Origin of the sequence: Flavobacterium sp. SLB02 (genome assembly GCF_009664855.1) — a bacterium.
GTDB lineage: Bacteria > Bacteroidota > Bacteroidia > Flavobacteriales > Flavobacteriaceae > Flavobacterium.
Window position 1 is genome coordinate 2,350,049 of the sequence record NZ_CP045928.1, and the last position, 14,031, is coordinate 2,364,079.

At 33.9% G+C, this 14,031-nt stretch carries 15 protein-coding genes; 9 read left to right on the forward strand and 6 right to left on the reverse strand.

The genetic code is table 11. The features are described 5' to 3' along the window. Positions 1-745: 745 nt before the first annotated feature. The 6 genes from GIY83_RS08885 (at position 746) to GIY83_RS08905 (ending at position 6,252) form a co-directional block, all read left to right on the forward strand. Positions 746-970: a hypothetical protein gene (locus GIY83_RS08885; RefSeq protein WP_208686385.1), complete on the forward strand. Its 225-nt coding sequence runs from the start codon at positions 746-748 to the stop codon at positions 968-970. A gap of 777 nt (positions 971-1,747) precedes the next feature. Further along, the gene (locus tag GIY83_RS08890; protein ID WP_208686387.1) at positions 1,748-3,325 is read left to right on the forward strand and encodes a phage tail sheath C-terminal domain-containing protein; all 1,578 of its coding nucleotides are present in this window, start codon (positions 1,748-1,750) and stop codon (positions 3,323-3,325) included. Positions 3,326-3,367: 42 nt separating this feature from the next. Then, complete coding sequence (locus tag GIY83_RS24895) at positions 3,368-3,541, forward strand: phage tail protein (RefSeq protein ID WP_229029251.1); 174 nt, start codon at positions 3,368-3,370, stop codon at positions 3,539-3,541. A 38-nt stretch (positions 3,542-3,579) separates the two neighbouring features. After that, the gene (locus tag GIY83_RS24900; protein ID WP_229029253.1) at positions 3,580-3,837 is read left to right on the forward strand and encodes a phage tail protein; all 258 of its coding nucleotides are present in this window, start codon (positions 3,580-3,582) and stop codon (positions 3,835-3,837) included. A gap of 175 nt (positions 3,838-4,012) precedes the next feature. Continuing rightward, positions 4,013-5,812 (forward strand): type VI secretion system tip protein VgrG, encoded by a 1,800-nt coding sequence (vgrG, locus tag GIY83_RS08900; RefSeq protein WP_208686389.1) that lies wholly within the window; start codon positions 4,013-4,015, stop codon positions 5,810-5,812. Positions 5,813-5,952: 140 nt separating this feature from the next. Further along, positions 5,953-6,252, forward strand: coding sequence for a PAAR domain-containing protein (locus GIY83_RS08905; protein ID WP_208686391.1), 300 nt, complete (start codon positions 5,953-5,955; stop codon positions 6,250-6,252). A gap of 124 nt (positions 6,253-6,376) precedes the next feature. On the opposite strand, the gene GIY83_RS08910 is transcribed toward GIY83_RS08905, so the two are convergent. Continuing rightward, the gene (locus GIY83_RS08910; protein ID WP_208686393.1) at positions 6,377-7,681 is read right to left on the reverse strand and encodes a M20/M25/M40 family metallo-hydrolase; all 1,305 of its coding nucleotides are present in this window, start codon (positions 7,679-7,681) and stop codon (positions 6,377-6,379) included. A gap of 323 nt (positions 7,682-8,004) precedes the next feature. Between GIY83_RS08910 and GIY83_RS08915 the strand changes: the two genes are divergently transcribed. Continuing rightward, positions 8,005-8,658, forward strand: coding sequence for a hypothetical protein (locus tag GIY83_RS08915; protein WP_208686395.1), 654 nt, complete (start codon positions 8,005-8,007; stop codon positions 8,656-8,658). A gap of 37 nt (positions 8,659-8,695) precedes the next feature. On the opposite strand, the gene GIY83_RS08920 is transcribed toward GIY83_RS08915, so the two are convergent. Beyond that, entirely contained in the window at positions 8,696-9,298 is a 603-nt protein-coding gene (locus GIY83_RS08920) for a DUF4468 domain-containing protein (protein WP_208686397.1), read from the reverse strand. 550 nt (positions 9,299-9,848) lie between these two features. On the opposite strand from GIY83_RS08920, the gene GIY83_RS08925 reads away from it, so the two are divergent. Next, on the forward strand, positions 9,849-10,556 hold the full coding sequence (locus GIY83_RS08925) for a hypothetical protein (RefSeq protein ID WP_208686399.1): 708 nt from the start codon (positions 9,849-9,851) through the stop codon (positions 10,554-10,556). Between the two features lie 282 nt (positions 10,557-10,838). Here GIY83_RS08925 and GIY83_RS08930 read toward each other — a convergent pair whose 3' ends face one another. Next, entirely contained in the window at positions 10,839-11,198 is a 360-nt protein-coding gene (locus GIY83_RS08930) for a helix-turn-helix domain-containing protein (protein WP_208686401.1), read from the reverse strand. Positions 11,199-11,323: 125 nt separating this feature from the next. On the opposite strand from GIY83_RS08930, the gene GIY83_RS08935 reads away from it, so the two are divergent. After that, positions 11,324-11,695: a SnoaL-like domain-containing protein gene (locus GIY83_RS08935; RefSeq protein ID WP_208686403.1), complete on the forward strand. Its 372-nt coding sequence runs from the start codon at positions 11,324-11,326 to the stop codon at positions 11,693-11,695. Between the two features lie 135 nt (positions 11,696-11,830). On the opposite strand, the gene GIY83_RS08940 is transcribed toward GIY83_RS08935, so the two are convergent. The 3 genes from GIY83_RS08940 to GIY83_RS08950 all read right to left on the reverse strand — a co-directional run bounded on the left by GIY83_RS08940 (position 11,831) and on the right by GIY83_RS08950 (position 13,893). Further along, on the reverse strand, positions 11,831-12,409 hold the full coding sequence (locus tag GIY83_RS08940; protein WP_194614727.1) for a DUF4833 domain-containing protein: 579 nt from the start codon (positions 12,407-12,409) through the stop codon (positions 11,831-11,833). A 364-nt stretch (positions 12,410-12,773) separates the two neighbouring features. Continuing rightward, positions 12,774-13,205, reverse strand: coding sequence for a GtrA family protein (locus tag GIY83_RS08945; RefSeq protein WP_208686405.1), 432 nt, complete (start codon positions 13,203-13,205; stop codon positions 12,774-12,776). Between the two features lies 1 nt (position 13,206). After that, positions 13,207-13,893 carry a CDP-alcohol phosphatidyltransferase family protein gene (locus GIY83_RS08950; RefSeq protein WP_208686407.1) on the reverse strand — a complete coding sequence of 229 codons (687 nt, stop codon included), beginning with the start codon at positions 13,891-13,893 and terminating at the stop codon, positions 13,207-13,209. Positions 13,894-14,031: the final 138 nt, after the last annotated feature.

The window sequence follows — 14,031 nt, forward strand, 5'->3', positions numbered from 1 at the left end:
ACTAGCTATTAAAACTATTTCTTGCACAAAGACTATCTAAATGGTTCCTGAGACTTCCAGAATATAGCAATGGAGCCTCTAAACCAAATTGTTAAAGCCATTCAAAGACATACCTTACATATATAGTACGCCAATCTCTTGAAATCTTCCATAAAATTCATAGAAATTTGTCCAGTCGAGGTCACAAAAATTAAAATCCCATTTCTAACGAAATGGGATTTTTTTTTATGGGTAATTCATAGTTGTTTAACCAATTATCGGATCAACTGCAAAAGTTAGGTTTTAAGCAAAGAAATTGGTTCTGGTGTTTAATGGGAGGATTTTTTTTCTATATTGACTTCATTTACAATGGAATAGTTCGGGAGCAAAAAAAAACAATTTCATGAAGCCGGTGGGACGTTGGCAATAATTTTCAAAAACAAAAATAAGCAAGAACCACCCGCTGCCAAAATCTTATTCAGACTTTGCGTAATTTTTAAATCTTGCTGCAATCGTAAAAGTGTGAGAAGTCTCCTGATTTTTAACGGGAACGCCTTGGCAAGGTATATGTTTAAAGAGTTGAAAAAAAACTAAAGTATTAACCTCTTGATGAAAATAAAACTATTCTTACCAATACTTACATTTCTTTTTTTTTTCGCTAAATTTTTGTTTTTCTCAAAATAACAGAAAACAATTAGAAACAAAAATTAATGTTGAAATTGAAAGTAAAATTAAAGGTTTAAAAGAAGAAGTCGAATCACGACAGATGAATCCTTTTACAAAAAACATTTATTCTGAATTTGCAATCGATACTTTTAAAATTCAATATTTTAACAGAAGATTAAATAGGTCTCTAAAACTTAATAATATAGAAGAATTAGAACTTATCAAAAACAAAACTCATGATTACGAAAAATTAGTAGAAAAATATTATGCCCTTTCAAAAAATGAATGCAATCAATCTGAAAGAACTGAATTAATAATTGCTTAAACTGCTTGGGAAAATTTTAAAAATAAAGAATTTAACTGGTTTTCGAAAAGATTTGACGGCAGTCCGCTTGATAATAATTATTACTCTGAATATTGCGAAATAATAAGACAGAGAGTTTTAAATTTATATTTTTATTATACAGATTTAATAGAGCATTAGAAATAAGATCATCAGCCAACACTTACTACAACCGATTTTGCAACTTAGCTTAATTTAACCCCAAACCTCTTGCAGGAAGTGAACATTAGCAGATATTAAGAGAGAAATCGCAATAAAGAATGAAAATAACAAAATTTTTAATCCTTCTTTTTTTAATTTGCCCGTTCGGTTGTAAAAAGAACAATGAAACTTCATTTGATAGCAACCACGCTGACCACCAAAAACAACAAGTTATATTTCGGTAATTCCAATAGAACTTTTTATTCAGTAGATTTACAAAATGCAAAAGTGTATTTAAAATTTGAAAGTGAATACAATCCATTTCACAAACCACTAATACTTGTCTTTTGTTTTTTTGAGTTCTTTTTCTAATCAACTCAATACATTTATGTCTTATTGAGACTCTAACGCAGAAGTCTTGTTATTTTCCTTAATCAGGACAGAAGCTTTTTTTCAACACCTGAATACAAGCTGTTTCACTAAAAACAGGTAAATATACTTACTCCCAAAATATTTATTCACAGTACTTTAGTGTTATAATAAAAAACTGTTAAGCATACTTATTTTTAATTTATAGAATACATTCCCTCTTAAAATGAACGCTAAAAACTAAAATCAATGAATCTATCTACCATTCAAACTTCTGGTGTTTACATTCAGGAATTAAATGCTTTTCCCAATTCTGTTGTTGGAGTTCCTAGCGCAGTACCAGCATTTATAGGGTACACACCTCAGGCTGCTTACGAAGGAAAATCGTATACTAATGTGCCAGTAAAAATCACGTCATTTACTGATTTTCAGGCTTTTTTCTGTTTGCCAGATCCTCCTGCACCTGCAAATCCTTCTAAACAGTACAAACCTGAATACTATTTGGTGGCAGAAAAAAGCCAGCCACTAAAGGGAGACTACATGCTCATTGCAGGAACCTATTATTCAATAGTTCCCGATCCTGAAACAGTTTACTATTTATATAACAGCGTAAGGCTTTTTTATGAAAATGGCGGTGGAGATGCTTATATAGTTTCTGTAGGCAGTTACGGACCTCCGTCAAAAAAACCTGCGGCTGTTGGAGTTCCTGTTGTAAACCTAAATGTGCAGTTGGATGATTTGACCAAAGGTCTTTCTTTATTGATAAATGAACAGGAACCAACAATGTACATTTGTCCCGAAGCCACTTTATTAAGCGTAGAAGACAATGGAACGTTAATGCAGTCAATGCTTCTTCAGGCTGCACAAATGCAAACAGCAATGTGCCTGTTTGACATTATTGGCGGTGACGCCCCAGATCCTGTTTTGTATACTCAAGACATTACAAACTTCAGAATGAACACAGGTTCTGTTGGATTAAGCTACGGAATGGCATATTATCCTTTTATAGGAACGACGATAATGCAAAATTCTGAAATTGATTACACTACTTTATTTGGTGGCGATTTAAAACAGCTGGAAGCTATTCTTAATCCTCCAAGTGCTCCTAATTCTGCCGTTGCCGCAATTATTGCCAATATTCAAAATCCAGCAAGCACTTTGACTGTTGCGCAAAATCACAATGCGCTGCTTATTGCAAGCCCGACTTATTCCTTGATGATTAAACACATCGTTAATAATGCTAATATTCTTCCTCCAAGCGGAGGTATGGCAGGAGTTATTACTACAGTAGATAATGCTGTTGGACCCTGGCAAGCACCTGCAAATGCTTCTATTGTTGGTGCAGCATCATTGCCTATTTCTCTTTCAGAAAGCCAGCAAGTCAATTTAAACATCGATCCCGTGTCTGGTAAATCGATTAATGCTATTAGAACATTTAACGGTATAGGTATTCTAATCTGGGGAGCAAGAACACTAGACGGAAACAGTCAGGATTGGAGATATATTTCAGTGAGAAGAACGATGATATTCTTAGAGCAATCTTGTAAACTCGCAGCTCAGGCATATGCATTTCAGCCTAATAATAAAAACACCTGGGATGCTGTAATCTCTATGATCAGCAGTTTTCTTACTTCAATTTGGAACCAAGGAGGTTTACAGGGAGCCAGTCCTTCTGATGCTTTTTCTGTAGCCTGCGGATTGGGTTCGACAATGACTGCAGATGACATTATTAATGGTCATATGAATGTAACTATAAAAGTTGCTGTTGTTCATCCTGCTGAATTTATCGTTCTGACATTTCAACAGCAAATGGCAGCTTCCAGTTAATTAAATAATTACTCCATTAAGCGAATTTTAATTTAAAACAATATGATAACAGATGACGGAAGCGAACAAGGCTCAACATGGCCCATGCCAAAGTTTAGATTCGAAGTAGATCTCGGAACAGAATTAGCAAAAGTAGCTTTTCAGGAAGTTAGCGGAATGGACATCGAAAATTCAATTATAGAATATCGCAAGAGTAATAGTTCGCTTTTTCTGTAGAGAAAATGCCGGGTATTACCAAGTATGGAAACGTCACCATGAAGCGGGGAATCTTTGTAAATGATAATTCCTTTTGGGACTGGCATCAGCAAGTTATTACGAATACCATTAAAAGAAGAACAATACTTATAAAATTATTAGACGAAATAGGCGGCCTAACCATGCAATGGACATTAAATAACGCTTGGCCCACCAAAATTACCAGTATAGATTTAAAATCTGATGCTAACGAAGTTGTAATAGATACAATAGAAATTGCTAACAAACCACTGATCATAAAAAACGGTGGTAAGTAATCATTATGCCTTCGGCTTTTATTGTACTCTTCATTTGCTGGTGCAGATGCAGCTATCAAAGAGGCATTTTGAATTGCGTGCGTAAACCATCATGTAAATCGAAATAAGAGAATTGTTTATCAAAATAAAAACTATAACGAAAAATTCATTTTACCACCTCTAATCCCCCTAATTAATGAGTACTTCAACCGAAATAAAAAGTGGCGGAATCGCAACATTTTCAGTAAAAGTTAATGGTACGCCAATAGCTGATGAACTGAGTGTACTTTCAATTCATATTGAAAAAAAAGTAAACCAAATTGCTTCAGCAAAAATTACAATTCTGGACGGAGAAGCCAGTACAGGTACGTTTGACGCCAGTTCTTCTGCTGTTTTTGTACCCGGCGCAGCAATTAGTATTGAAGCAGGATACGACAACAATAATTCTGGTATTTTCTCAGGATTGATTATGAGCCAGACCATTCGTGTTGATAATCTGACAGGATCATCTTTAGAAATTGAGTGTTGTGATAATGCTGTAAAAATGACTGTAGGCCGTAAAAGTCTCACCTTTTCTAAACAAAAAGATAGTGAAATTATATCATCGATAATAGCAAACTATTCACAATTAAGCGCAGATGTTACTGCGACAAGCACAACTTGGCCACAACAAGTCCAGTATTATGTTACAGATTGGTATTATATTATGGCTCTTGCCGAGGCAAATGGGCTAATAGTAACAACTTTAAACGGCAAAATTTCAGTAAATCCTCCTGATAAAAACACAACATCTGTCCTGACGGTAACATATGGCGATAATCTGCTTGAGTTTAATGCCAAATTAAATGCTCTTACTCAATTAGGGAACGTCACCGCCAGTAGCTGGGATTTTAAGACCCAGGCAATTGTAAGTGGTAATGCTGCTCCAAATGTTTCAGGAGCTGGAAATTTAACCACAAAAAAACTTTCTGAAGTTATTGGACTTCCTGTCTATCAAATACAGACTTCTGCATCTTTAGAAACTGCCGAATTGACTAATTGGTCCAAAGCACAAATTATCAAAAGTGAATATTCTAAAATAACTGGAGAAGCCAAATTTCAAGGCACAAATTTAGTTGATCCCGGAAAATACATGACCTTTGCCGGTCTTGGAGATCGTTTTAACGGTGATTATATAATTGGAGGAGTTGTACACGATTTGTCGCAGGGAAACTGGATTACTGGAGTTACACTAGGACTTTCTCCTTTTTGGTTTACCCAGGAGCCAAATGTTGCGGCACCACCCGCTTCCGGACTTGTTCCCGGAGCAAAAGGTCTCCTTAACGGAACTGTCAAAAAGATGTATGAAGATCCCGACTCTCAATACCGGGTTTTAGTTGATGTTCCCTTATTAGATCCAAATGGTACAGGAATATGGGCCCGTCTTGCCAATTTTTATTCGACAAGCGGAGCCGGAGCTTTTTTCATGCCCGAAGTTGGAGATGAAATCATTTTGGGTTTCATAAACGAAGATCCACGTTATCCAATAATACTTGGAAGCGTCTATAGCAGTACAACCAATAAACCTCTTACTGGTTTAGATCCAAATCAAAAAAATTCAATAAAAGCCATTGTTACCAAATCAGGCATCTCTGTACAATTTGATGATGAAAACAAAATATGGACCGTAGCAACGCCTAATAAAAACACCATCATTATCAGTGATAAAGACAAGAAAATCACGATACAGGACGAAAATGAGAACAGCATCATAATGTCAAGCAGCGGCATCGATTTGTCAAGTCAGAAAAACATCAATATTTCAGCCAGTCAAAATGTAAACATCAAAGGAAATCAAGGTGTTACAATACAGTCAAGTGGCGGAGATATCTCATTAAAAGGCCTGAACATCAAAGAAAACGCAGATATGCAATACAGCGCTCAAGGCGGACAAATGGCACAAATATCCGGAGGAATGCAATTAACACTAAAAGGTGCAATGGTAACGATTAATTAATGGTAAATTATTCACCGTGTACAACTAGCTTCCGCTAAATTAATTACAATTTAAATTTTGTCAAAGTTTTAAACTTTTACAACGTCGACTCAAAAGTTTAAAGCATCGATTAAACAATTAACCATTAAACAATTAAAATTATGCCACCAGCAGCAAGACTTACAGACTTTCATGAATGCCCATTAATTACTCCCGGGCTGCCGCCAATTCCGCATGTAGGCGGACCTATTGCAGGGCCAGGTGCACCTACAGTTTTAATAGCAGGGCTCCCCGCCGCCAGAGTTGGAGATATGCTGGTTTGTGTTGGACCTCCAGATTCTATCATTACAGGATCGGCAACGGTTATGATATGTGGTATGCCTGCTGCGAGAATAGGAGATAAAACTTCTCATGGGGGAACAATTATCCTTGGAGCATTTAATGTGATAATCGGTGGATAATACAACAGACAAATATCTCTAAAATTAAAGATACAGGAAATAATAAGAACAAAACAAATGATAAAAAAAGCACTGAAAACCAATTATTTTCAGTGCTTTTTTGAATCTTTATAATGTATTTATGCTATTTCAATTGAGTAGTATTTACTCTTGTTGGCGTATCTTTTCCACTAATAATCGAAGAAGAACTTATTGCAATTGATTTTATTATTTGGGTCATGTTATCAATATCTAACGTTTCAAATTCATCATCTACTGTGTGATACGTTGGCTCATTATCCATTTTTGAAGTAGAAACGGTATGAGCAGGAACTCCAAGCCTGGCTAACGTAGCGTTGTCTGAGCGGTAAAATAATTGTTGTTCAGGATACGGATCTGCATAAAATGTAAAATTTGTTCCTGTTAAATTAGTTTGTAAAATCTGTCCCATATTCGACTTTTCGAAACCTGTAATGTAAGCAGAGTTTTTACCCCATTTAGATTCTGTTCCTATCATTTCGATATTGAACATCGCAATCACTTTTTCAGGCTCAAGCTGTTTAGAAAAATATTTGGCTCCATAACCACCTATTTCTTCAGCTACAAATGTGGTAAAAATAATAGTACGCTCGTTGTTATTTTGTTTTTTAAAATATTTAGCAAGCATAATTACTGCTGTTGTTCCAGCGGCATCATCATTAGCACCATTATAAATAGAATCTGTTGCAGAATGCGGAGCACCTTCTTCGGGAGAGCCTACTCCTAAATGATCATAATGTCCTGAAAAAATCACATACTCATTTGGTTTACTTTTTCCGGGTAATATTCCAACAACATTATTCAATGTTTTTTTGGAGATTACATTCGTTAATTCAACAGAAAAAGTAGTCGCTTCAAGGGTGCCAAAAACAAACATAATGGTATTGTTTCCAGGATTAGCATTTAGTCGATCAATGTGTTGAATATTCGGTAAAACATTATCAAATGAAGGGTCAACTAGTATCAAAAGATTTTTCGAACTTTTATAATATTCATTAAATTTCTCGCCAATGTTGTCCCCTTTATTGATTTTTACAATAGAAATATCACTTTTTTCAGTTAAAGAAACTTGAGGAACGTAGGAGAATGTTACCACTTGATTATTATTTATTTCTTTGCCATCAATAGTAATTTTTGAAGAAACTGCTTTAGAGCCAGTAATCGAAAATTCTTGTCTGTAATTTGTTGCTGAATTGAAAGTTTGCAAACCAATTTGTTTAAACTCTGATTCTATAAAGGCTGATGCTTTGTCAATACCGGGAGTAAAAGTTCTCCTGCCCTGCATGTCATCAGCCGAAAGTATTTTCTCTATACGAGCTACTTCCTTGGTCGTAATAATTTTATCAATCGATTGCCCATGTACATTAAAACATTGACTTAGAACAAACATACTTACAATAATTTTTTTCATATTTTACTTTTATAAATAATATTTTAGTTAAACCAAATGTACATTAATTATTCTCACAATTTAGAGTTCTGTCGCAGCTGTGAGAATCAAATATAAGAATTTAAGTAATTTAAAAGTTAGTCTGCCAATTTACAGAATGATTTAAACATAGTGATCTCTGGTTCAATGATTTTTAATGGATATAAAAAGATTTACAACCTGAAGAGAACAAGCGTGTGCGAAGTCGGAAAACTTCGCACAGCTTAGAATCTCCAAATAAAATATTACCTATCTTTAACAAACTAAAGTGAAGCGTTAATTTAATCTATGAAAAACCTTATGATATGAAATTTTGGAAAGGCTTTATTATATTTTGGATAATCTATCTCTTGTTGTTCGCTATTGGACTACCACTCATTCTGCATTACGCAGGAAATCATCATAAAAGCGATTATGAGATGATTCACACATCTGCCAGCGAAGCATTCGTTTTACTTAGTCTGGGCACGGTACTTTGGTTCATCGTATTTATTTATTACATCAAGCACTTTTTGATCAATCTTTCGAAAAAAGATGGTAGTATTCAATCGTTTGAGCATGGCAAAAAAAGAAAAGAAACCACTTCGGAAGAGTTTGAATTTATGGACTCAAAACCGTATCAACGACACTTTGAATCGGGCAATAACACCAGAATAGACAGGCAGGTCGAAAAATCGAATGCCAAAAACATAGCCCTCACTGTGATTGGACTGCTATTATTGATTGCTTTGGCAGCAGGAATATTGTTTTATAGTTATATAAATGAAAGCCATGGCTATGGTTGGCGATACTTGTATTTTTGGCATCCTTACATCATGATTCCCGGCTCTTTTATTTTTTATTTAAGTTTTTTCTTTGGTATTACAAATAGTATTTTTTCAAAATTTTTCGGTAATTCACAACTACTGAAAAAGATAACGCAAGGTTCAAATAAGGAGCGTAATAATCGAAATCAGTAGAAATGACAATATGGAAAATCTGCGATGTAAATTTTCATTACCAATTATTTATCTTTTGAGATTTTTCGATGATTTGTTTTAAAACCGAATTGAAATGATTGTTTAATCCATTAGAGGCATCTTCTAAAAGAAGTTTTCCATTTTTATCATAAATAGCAACTCTATCCTTATCGCCTTTTACAAGTTTTAGAGTAGCCCATCCACTGCTTCCCCATCCACTTGTAGGTCTGTAAGTTCCTTCATACCTTCGTTTGCATTCAAAAACAGGACTGTTAATTCGAATCTTACCGTCTTTAAAAAGAAAAGATAACGTATAAGATAAGTCATATTTATAAATTCCTTTTCCAAAACCTCCAGCGCTATGCTTTACAGTTAGCTCATTTTCTTCATACGCAGTCAAACTAATACTCTCCCCTTCGACTACATTGAGTCCTTTTTGTGGATTACTGTACAATGAGTTAATGGCATTGAGTACATTCTTGTACAAATCCTTTTGTTTTGCGTTTGACACATTCACTACCGTATAATCGCTATTGTCATTTGACACAAAGCCCTGTGGAGTTAGTTTAAAATATTGTGCGAAGCTTAGCTGTGTAACAAGCACAAGTATGGCAATACTAAGTGTTTTGTTTATGTTCATAATTTGTAAAAATTCAAGGTTATTATTAAATGTAGCATTATCTGCTGTTTGATTCAAACAAATTTACTCTGGGCTGGTACGAAAAACAATACCTGATTTCATGGTTATTTCATGTAAATCTTCTCAACTCTTTTGTCTCATTTCTACTGCATCTAGCATTTTGATTAAAAGAATGTAAGCCTTTGTAAGGTTATTAAATTCTCCCGTTTTTTTTAGCTATTAATAATAACGTTTTGGTACTAGATTGGGTTTAGGATTAAATTAAGCACATTCATCAGTTTGTCAGATAGTCCAAATATAAACCCTGTACCTCTGCTAACACGTTTATAGACATTTGCAAATTTAGTGCAATTACCGTTTTTTATCGTATTTTCGTTGAGCCGAAAATATTCGTTTTCATAACTTGCAAACGTCTGGAAGAGCGAGAATGTTGGTGGTAATTTTATGGATATATTTGACAGATATAATTTAGCAAAAGAAGATTTCCGAAAATATAAGAAAGGAAGTTTATATACAACCACAAAGAGTGCTGAATCTCTCTTTGATATTTATGTACGAACTTGAAAAATCTAACAAAGATGAAAATCAAAGTTATCTACTAGCTCAGATTTATTACAAATTAGGTTGGAAGTGGGAATGTAAAAAATTTGTCAAAACCCATATATCCTCAAACAAATTAAATTATTTAAACCAGTGGAAGTGGCGAGACCTATTAAATAAGGTTGAAGATTTATTTAAATTGGGGTATTATGAATTAGTTGAATTCAGAGACTTAAGGACTGCTGAAAAAAGAAATGTGGCACCGCCATTATTGAGAAGCGACTTTATATTTAATGAGGAGTTAAATTTTATAATCATAAGCATAAAACCAAACTTCAACGATGTTCTGCTGCTAAACAAAAAAGTATTAAATGATGAGGTAGAATTTAGTGCCGAAAAAGAAAGTAGCATCACTAATTTTATTGAAAATACAAACTCGCATTTTTCCTGGACAAATAATTTCTATAAAGAGTTAATTAATTATTATAATGATAATTATCAACAAATTTTGAGTATTATAGGTCGTCTAGACTATGGTAAGGCCGACGATGAATGGTATAATGGATTAAGAGTAGATAGCGCAGGCTTTCATTACAATAAAGATGAGAGGTTAGAAGGTTTTTATACAATTTATGATTATTATAATAAGAATTCCGGATTTCATATTGACACTTTAGATAACTCCATTGTAGAGCTATATTATAATACTGACTTATAAGAACTACCATCAACAAGTTCCATTCGATTTAAAATCCCCGCTCTCCGAAGTCTTCTTCTTTACTCTGCGCAATCCCGAAAGTCTTCGGGACTGACTTTGCGCTATTTTAAAAAAATATAATTGAAAAATAGAGACTTCATAAAGTCTCTGACTTTAAAACTAATTCTCATAAAATATTTTTACTGAATGTAAAAAAATCCAAGACAATAATAAGAAGTAATAGTAAAAAGTTGGGAGACATTTACATAGCTTTTCATGAAAACACTTCTGAGACTGCGGGCTTTACTTCCCTGTTAAAACTTTTCTATGCTTCTCCCCCCATTGATCCAATTCACATATTACATTTTTTAAAGTCTGACAGTACTCCGTTGCTTCGTAAATAATAGTGACGGGGGTGGTTGGAAAAACATTACGTTTTATAAAGTTATTTAATTCCAAATGCTTTAGTTCATTTGCTAAAACCTTAGGTGATATAGGAACCTCGCTTTGTATTTCAGAAAAACGCTTTGAGGATTGAGAAATACAAAGAATTAATGCCAGTTTCCATTTTCCATTGAGAACAAACATAGCATCAATCACATTTCTGAGTGATTGGGCACATTCTACTGGGTCTTGCGCTATTTTTTCTTTAGTTGTCTTCATATCCGAAAGGTAATAAACTTTCCTAAAAGTAAGCGCTTTCCTTTGGGAAACTACTATCATATGGTAAGTTCTATCCCCTAACTTTGACACCAGAAATAAGATTATTAAATAAATATTCCTTTAAAATGAAAGAAACAATTTTAACAACAAAAGAACTTGCAGCCAGATTTATTGAACTGGTTCGTCAAGATAAATTTTATGAAGCGCAAACACAATTGTATGCCGATAACTGCATCAGCATTGAAGCGAATGATTTCCTACTGCCAAAAACTGTAGAAGGACTACAGGAAATTTTAAAAAAATCAGAATTATTTGAATCTTTGGTCGAACAGGTTCATGGACGTGTTATTTCAGACCCAGTGATTGGCGGCGACTACTTTACGGTGTCATGGTCAGCTGATATGACATTCAAAGGAAGGGACAGATTCACAATGGATGAAATCTGCGTATACAAAGTACATGAAGGCAAAATAGTTTTTGAACAATTTTTTTATTAATCTTCTTAAAGAACATTATTCGGGACAAAGATTTTATCTTTTGTCCCGTTTTTGCAAAAATCTCTTTTTATTATATGGAATCATGCGCAAAAGATCAGATTATAGGATTATGCAGAGCAACAAGAAATAAGTATCTTACTTCAACAACATTCTTTCTGTAATTGTTTTATTTGAGGAAGTATCAATTCCGGTAACTTCGGCATACTTTACATTGGGCAGCCAAAAAGAACCTCCTTCAATACGTACAAATATTTTTTCTACCTGGATTTTTTTCTGATTCACACTTACAAAAACATGATATTTTTGATCCGAATCTATCTTTTTCAAGGTTAAGGGTAACTTTTTATACGATACAAATTGAAGTTCAAACTCCTCATTATTTAAGGTTTTAGATTCTATTCCGTATGCAAATTTACGTTGTATGTAACTAAAATCTTTTTTATCTCCTTTCTCAGCATATCGAATCCAATAGGCTTTTATAGGATTGCTTTTGTCTATTTTTCCATTTTCCTGGTAGTTTATGGCATAAATAGCAGTGTTTGTATTGGGGTCGCGCTGAATGTAAAATAGCATATTATCTATATTTTTCGGCGTTGGAAAATTTAATGGCGACGGATTTTTAGATTGTGCCACTAGATTTTCAGAATATATATTTACTAAGATCGTTATAACGATTAGTGATTTTGTAAAATGTTTAAATGATAATTTGTTCATAACGAAATATTTATATGAAGTGTTGGCTTCTATTATTTTAACACATAGTCCCGAAGCACGATGTCATTAACTTAAGAAAAAATCAATAGTGTTATGTAGAATAAATCTCTGGCAAAATGGCAAAGGTTTATCATTTCGATGCAGTAACTCCGCTACGCAAATCCAATCTTTATCGAGCTTCTTTTGGAGATTTCTCTCCCGGGGCTTCGGGATCGAAATGACAATATTGTGTTTAACCTTTGCGTCTTAGCGACTTTGCGTGCTTAATTTTATTTTCTAAAAAGCTTAACTCAATAATATTGGGCTTCGAATTATGTGCGGAATAGAAAAACTACGAATTACACCCAACTGGTTTATTTATATACTAATTTGATTCGATTACATTCTGTTTTTCGTTTGCCTTAAAAACCCAATATTTAATCAGTGGATAATTAAATCCATAAGAAACAAAACTATCGGTGATTAATCTCCCGATTCTATAATCGATTTGAAATACTTTTTGCAAAATAAGCGTACCAAATGATTTTAAAGAAATGCTTACCAAAACCACCAACGCAAATTTAAAAAGCTGACTATTGATGCGGCTGCTATAACCGGATTGATTTTTAAATACCCAAAATCTATTGATACTGAAATTGACAATTGCGCCTACGGTTCCAGAGATTAGAATCGAAAAGGTAAAATGCAATTTGAATACTTCGGTTAATAAAATCATTAAGCCATAATCGGTAATACCTCCTAAAAATGCCGCCACTTGTGCTTGCAGAAAAGTAAAAATGGATTTTTTCCTGAACATATCAGCCTTGGTTTTTATCTCTTAAATCGCCCAGCTTTAAAAGTTTTAAGCTATCAATAACATTGATTATAAATAAGACAATAGTAATTAAACCAGCCAAATAGGTAATTGATCCGGGAAATAAAACTTCTGTAATTAAAATTGAAGCAATAATAAATCGAAGTTCTGTTGGGCCAACAAAGCCTGAATCTATACTGTATTCATTTGTTATTTTATAGCGTAACTGACTGATGATGATAGACCAGCCATACAAGGCGACAAAAGCAAAGGCTATTATTTGTATGCCATTTTTAGCATAAATGTAATAGCCAAAGCCTATAAGTACAATACCGATCCAATCGGCAATAATATCGAGTGCAAAACCATACCAACGGCGCGGAATATTTCTAAAATAAGCCAATCTTCCGTCTAAAGAATCGCCTAACCAATTTATAGCCAAACCAATAATACCCAAAAGCAAATACCAATTGGCGAAATAAGCACCTAAAACAAAAGCCAGGAAAACTAATGCCGAACCCAATGTACCCATTAAAGTGAGTACGTTTGGCGAAATGAATTTAGGCACCTTTGGCAACAAAAATACAATCGTTGACTGTTCTGCTCTATTTAAAATATTAGTTCGCTTACGGTCTGAAAATGTTCTTTGTACAACTGTATTATGATCTTCTACCTGTGTTTCTTTTCCCATTAATAGCGCAATATTTGTAAGCCTGATAGTATAGCCAGTTCTACTTTAATATAATTTAGTTTTACTTTTCTTTGCGTATTTTTTAAAAAATCGGTCGTTCTTTTTAGTTTACCTGATCTAACCAGATAACTAAATGCG

Coding starts and splice junctions, on each gene's coding strand:
- GIY83_RS08885 (WP_208686385.1), top strand. CDS start 746: ATGAATCCTTTTACAAAAAACATTTATTCTGAATTTGCAATCGATACT.
- GIY83_RS08890 (WP_208686387.1), top strand. CDS start 1,748: ATGAATCTATCTACCATTCAAACTTCTGGTGTTTACATTCAGGAATTA.
- GIY83_RS24895 (WP_229029251.1), top strand. CDS start 3,368: ATGATAACAGATGACGGAAGCGAACAAGGCTCAACATGGCCCATGCCA.
- GIY83_RS24900 (WP_229029253.1), top strand. CDS start 3,580: ATGAAGCGGGGAATCTTTGTAAATGATAATTCCTTTTGGGACTGGCAT.
- vgrG (WP_208686389.1), top strand. CDS start 4,013: ATGAGTACTTCAACCGAAATAAAAAGTGGCGGAATCGCAACATTTTCA.
- GIY83_RS08905 (WP_208686391.1), top strand. CDS start 5,953: ATGCCACCAGCAGCAAGACTTACAGACTTTCATGAATGCCCATTAATT.
- GIY83_RS08910 (WP_208686393.1), bottom strand. CDS start 7,681: ATGAAAAAAATTATTGTAAGTATGTTTGTTCTAAGTCAATGTTTTAAT.
- GIY83_RS08915 (WP_208686395.1), top strand. CDS start 8,005: ATGAAATTTTGGAAAGGCTTTATTATATTTTGGATAATCTATCTCTTG.
- GIY83_RS08920 (WP_208686397.1), bottom strand. CDS start 9,298: ATGAACATAAACAAAACACTTAGTATTGCCATACTTGTGCTTGTTACA.
- GIY83_RS08925 (WP_208686399.1), top strand. CDS start 9,849: ATGTACGAACTTGAAAAATCTAACAAAGATGAAAATCAAAGTTATCTA.
- GIY83_RS08930 (WP_208686401.1), bottom strand. CDS start 11,198: ATGAAGACAACTAAAGAAAAAATAGCGCAAGACCCAGTAGAATGTGCC.
- GIY83_RS08935 (WP_208686403.1), top strand. CDS start 11,324: ATGAAAGAAACAATTTTAACAACAAAAGAACTTGCAGCCAGATTTATT.
- GIY83_RS08940 (WP_194614727.1), bottom strand. CDS start 12,409: ATGAACAAATTATCATTTAAACATTTTACAAAATCACTAATCGTTATA.
- GIY83_RS08945 (WP_208686405.1), bottom strand. CDS start 13,205: ATGTTCAGGAAAAAATCCATTTTTACTTTTCTGCAAGCACAAGTGGCG.
- GIY83_RS08950 (WP_208686407.1), bottom strand. CDS start 13,893: ATGGGAAAAGAAACACAGGTAGAAGATCATAATACAGTTGTACAAAGA.